This window comes from Marinobacter fuscus, assembly GCF_003007675.1.
Lineage (GTDB): Bacteria > Pseudomonadota > Gammaproteobacteria > Pseudomonadales > Oleiphilaceae > Marinobacter > Marinobacter fuscus.
In genome coordinates this window covers 1-4,031 of record NZ_PXNP01000088.1, presented here as the reverse complement: position 1 = coordinate 4,031, position 4,031 = coordinate 1, and the positions used below count along the sequence as shown (strand labels likewise).

Here is a 4,031-nt window from a genome sequence, read left to right as displayed (position 1 = left end):
TAGCCCGGATTTCTCATGAGAAGGTAGCGTAAGGAAGGAAGAAGCGGCTGAAAGTGATATAGTTTCAGGGCCTTACACCGTTAACCAACACAAACAGCCGCTATCCAAAATGGTACCCGAAAAGCTAACCTTCTCGCCACTCTCTCGTCGCCAAATTGAAGCCGATTTCTCCGGTGGTCATATCACCTCTGATGCCGAATTGCTCCTGCTTCGGGAAGTCGACAAACGACACAGCCTGACTCAGCGCCTGGCCTCAGTGCTTAACGATTCACGGAACCCAATGCTGGTACACCACAAGCTGGAAACCATGACTCGGCAACGGGTCTTCGGCATGGCGGCAGGGTACGAAGACCTGAATGATCATGAGACCCTGCGCTTTGATCAGGCCCTGCAAACCGCGGTCGGCAAAGAGAACGATTTAGCTGGCAAGTCTACGCTCTGCCGAATGGAGCAGCAAGTAGACCGTCAGTCGGTCATCAAAGCCCACGAGTTGCTGTGGCAGCACTTCATCGAACAGCACGAGACGCCACCGAAGGAAATCGTGCTGGATTTTGACGGTACCGATATCCCGGTTCATGGCGATCAGCCTGGCAAGTTCTTTAACGCCTATTACGACCACCATTGTTACTTTCCATTGTACGTGTTCTGTGGCCGTCACCTGCTGGTGAGCTACCTGCGCACCAGCAATCGCAGTGACAGTCGACACAGCTGGGCCATCTTGGCTCTGCTGGTAAAGTTCATCCGACAGTACTGGCCCAACACTCGTATTGTGTTCCGGGGTGATAGCGGCTTTTACCGGCCCCGCTTGTTGAGCTGGTGCGACCGGAACCATGTGGATTACCTGGTCGGCATCAGTAAAAACAGCCGGTTGCTCAAGGACGTGGAAGCGCCATCACAACTGGTTCGGGACACGCACCAGAAAGTTGGCGAAAAAGTCTCCGCCACCTATCGGTTCCGGTATCAGGCGCACTCCTGGAAATACCCTCGCTGGGTGGTGGCCCGCCTGGAAGAAGGTGAGCTTGGTTCGAACCCTCGCTTCGTGGTCAGTTCCCGCTATGATGACGGTTTTAAGCTCTACTACGAGCAATACTGCGCCCGTGGCGATATGGAAAACCGGATCAAGGATCAGCAGCTGTACTTATTTGCGGATCGCACGTCGAGTGTGCGGTGGTGGACGAATCAATGGCGGCTGATCTTGTCCGGCTTCGCTTACACCCTGTTCGAGCGATTACGAGCGCACCTGAAAAAGACGCCCTTCGAGCGCATGAGCGCCAGCAACCTGAGGCTGAAGCTGATCAAGGTTGGGGCGGTCATCATCCGCAATACCCGTCGAGTCCGGGTGCTGATGAGTGACGCCTACCCTTACAAGGACGAACTCACGGATCTGGTTCGCCGCCTGGTTCCGGGGTAGATGCCCGGGCTCCCCCGGCCCGACGCAATGGGGGTAAGGGGGTAGTGTGTCCAGATAACAGAAATTGAATACTTATTAGACAAAAATGGTCGCGCCTGAACGCTCATAGCGGTAACCCGAACAGTCTGCGGGACTCGCTGAGTGGCTATGAGAAATCCGGGATAGGTTCGTCGATAAGTTCCTCCATCGAAACATTCAGCTCCTGGGCCAACGGCTTTAGTAGGGCTACGGCGATCCGCAGACTGCCGCCTTCATAGTGAGCCATGGTTAGATGGGCAATGCCCAGCTTCTCGGCCAGTTGCACTTGGGTTAGCCCCTGCTCCTTTCGGTACTGCGCAATGCGCTTCCCTAAGGCTTTGTAAAAGGTCTTATCTGAGGTTGTCATTTTGGCATCCCAATCGAGTATTAGTGCCATAACTTACCTCCGGTTTTTAAAAGGAGAGCTGACAATACCCTAAAATAGAGCACTCTGAAACAGGGTTATTTTTACTCTTTAGGGGTCCTCAGCGCTTTGCTTACCAGCCGGATGGCCGCGTAGCGGGCAAACTGGAGCAGGGCCTGGTCACCCAATACGACCACCAGGGCCAACGCCTGCTGGCCGTACATCAATACCCGGAACAGGCTCCGGATCAGAAACGCAGCCGCCAGTACCAGTACGACAAGGCTGGCCGCCTGACCGACTACACCAACGCCCAGGGCGACCATCACGGCTACGAATACGGCCCGCTGATGCGCCCGTTGGCGTATCGCCGACCCGATGGCCATAAGGTTCAGTACCAGTACGACCTCAGCGAACGCCTGACCGCCATCACCCGCACCGATGGCCAGCAATGGCAACTGGGCTGGAATGCCGCAGGCCATATTGACCGCTGCGCGGCCCCCGATGGCCGGGACATCCGTTTCCAATACAACGCCGCCGGGCACATCACCCACCGGGAATACCCAGGTTTCTGGGCGCAGCGCACAGAGCGAGACCCCGCTGGCCGGGTACTGACCCAGACCAGTCAGGGCAAAGACCGCAAAGCGGTCACCCGCCATTATCGCTACGACACCGCTGGCCGCCGCACCCATGCCAGCTGCGCCGACCGCAAGCTGCACTGGACGTGGAACACCCTCGGCCAGATCACCGAACACCATCAGGACCAATATAAAACCGCCTACGGCTACGGCCCCGGTGGCCGGATAGAAAAGATCGAACTGCCCGACGGCACCACCGTCCACTACCACTACGACTCACAAGGCCGTTGGCAGACCCTGGCGGTGAACGGCAACCCCCTGATTGAACGCACCTTCGACAACCAGAACCGCGAAGCCACCCGTACCGCCGGCTCTAACACTCAAAGCCAGCTGCACGACCGCTACGGCTGCCTGATCAAACGCAAATGGCAGGGCCAACAAAGTGCCACAAGACGCTACCGCTGGGATGCCGAAAACCGCCTGGAAGCCACCCAGGACAACCTGACCGGCGACACCCACTATCAGCGGGACAGCCAGGGTCAGCTGATCCATGAAAACGACACAACCTACCACTACGACCTGGGCGGCAACCGACTCCCGGAAGGCGGCCAGATTGAACAGGATCGCCTGATCAGAAGCGGCGACGATAAACGAACCTATGATGCCCTGGGCGCAGAAGTCCGCATTACCGGCCAAACCACCGAACACCGCACCTTCGACGCCGAAGGCCAGCTCATCGAATTCAAACGGCCAGAGCAGCACATCACCTACGGCTACGACGCCCTGGGCAGACGGGCCTGGCGCAAAACCGACGCAGGCACCACCACCTACCTGTGGCACAACGATGTCTTGCTGGGAGAGCAAAGTCCTTCCGGCCAATGGCAGTGGTACCTCCGTGACCCACAAACCGATGAGCCCTTAATCACGCTGATCGACAACCAACCCTACTACTACGAACTGGATCATCGGATGATGCCTGTTCGGTTGTGGGATCAGGAGGGGCAAAAGGTCTGGGAGGGTAATGCGGATGCGTGGGGCAAGTGCCAGCCCGACACACTTAATCACGGGATTCATCAGTCACTCAGATTGCCGGGGCAGTTTGAGGATGAGCTGACGGGAATTGTTCAGAACCGGTTCCGGGATTATGATCCCGCGACAGGCCGGTATCTGACGCCAGATCCTTTGGGTTTAAAAGGCGGACTAAATGCTTACCGCTATACCAAAAACCCGTTAGATTTTGTGGATCCGTTGGGGCTAGAGTTTAAAGCGGTTATTACCCCAGAGAATGCTGAAACGGGGGAGGATGCACCGATTCTGGATAATCTGGAACCTGTGCAAGAAATTCCAGTTCCAGAAAGTCAGTTATCACAAAGGCACCTTCGCGAGACGGTGGGGCTGGATACGGTTGTTGTTGGGCCTAACGGCCATGGCGAAACCATTGGCGCCATGTATGGCAAAGTCTATGATCCTGAAGGCAACCAATTACCCGGAGTTGATAATCAAGCAGTTGAGGCATTCAATGACGCGCTTCGGCAAGCTGAGAAAACGCGTGAATACCGGGCTGAAGGATATAAAATGGTCGCTCAGGATGCGGCTTTGGGAATGGCGGCAGGGCCTGCTGCTGGTATAGTGGCTGGCGGAGCGACGAAAGCTGCGGGCTCAT

Annotated in this window: 4 protein-coding genes; 2 read left to right on the top strand and 2 right to left on the bottom strand. The window is 56.6% G+C overall.

Features of this window, described 5'->3' with window-relative positions:
* Positions 1–109: 109 nt before the first annotated feature.
* Positions 110–1,411, top strand: a complete 1,302-nt coding sequence (locus C7H09_RS12385; protein ID WP_106763143.1) for an IS1380 family transposase — start codon at positions 110–112, stop codon at positions 1,409–1,411.
* Between the two features lie 145 nt (positions 1,412–1,556).
* Here C7H09_RS12385 and C7H09_RS12380 read toward each other — a convergent pair whose 3' ends face one another.
* Together C7H09_RS12380 and C7H09_RS12375 are read right to left on the bottom strand one after the other, a co-directional pair.
* Entirely contained in the window at positions 1,557–1,796 is a 240-nt protein-coding gene (locus C7H09_RS12380) for a helix-turn-helix domain-containing protein (protein WP_206074326.1), read from the bottom strand.
* A 101-nt stretch (positions 1,797–1,897) separates the two neighbouring features.
* Positions 1,898–2,176: a hypothetical protein gene (locus C7H09_RS12375; RefSeq protein WP_106763139.1), complete on the bottom strand. Its 279-nt coding sequence runs from the start codon at positions 2,174–2,176 to the stop codon at positions 1,898–1,900.
* On the opposite strand from C7H09_RS12375, the gene C7H09_RS12370 reads away from it, so the two are divergent.
* On the top strand, positions 2,084–4,031 hold a 1,948-nt coding region (locus C7H09_RS12370; RefSeq protein WP_476738588.1), incomplete at its 3' end, for an RHS repeat-associated core domain-containing protein. The two genes, C7H09_RS12375 and C7H09_RS12370, sit on opposite strands and share 93 nt — an antisense overlap.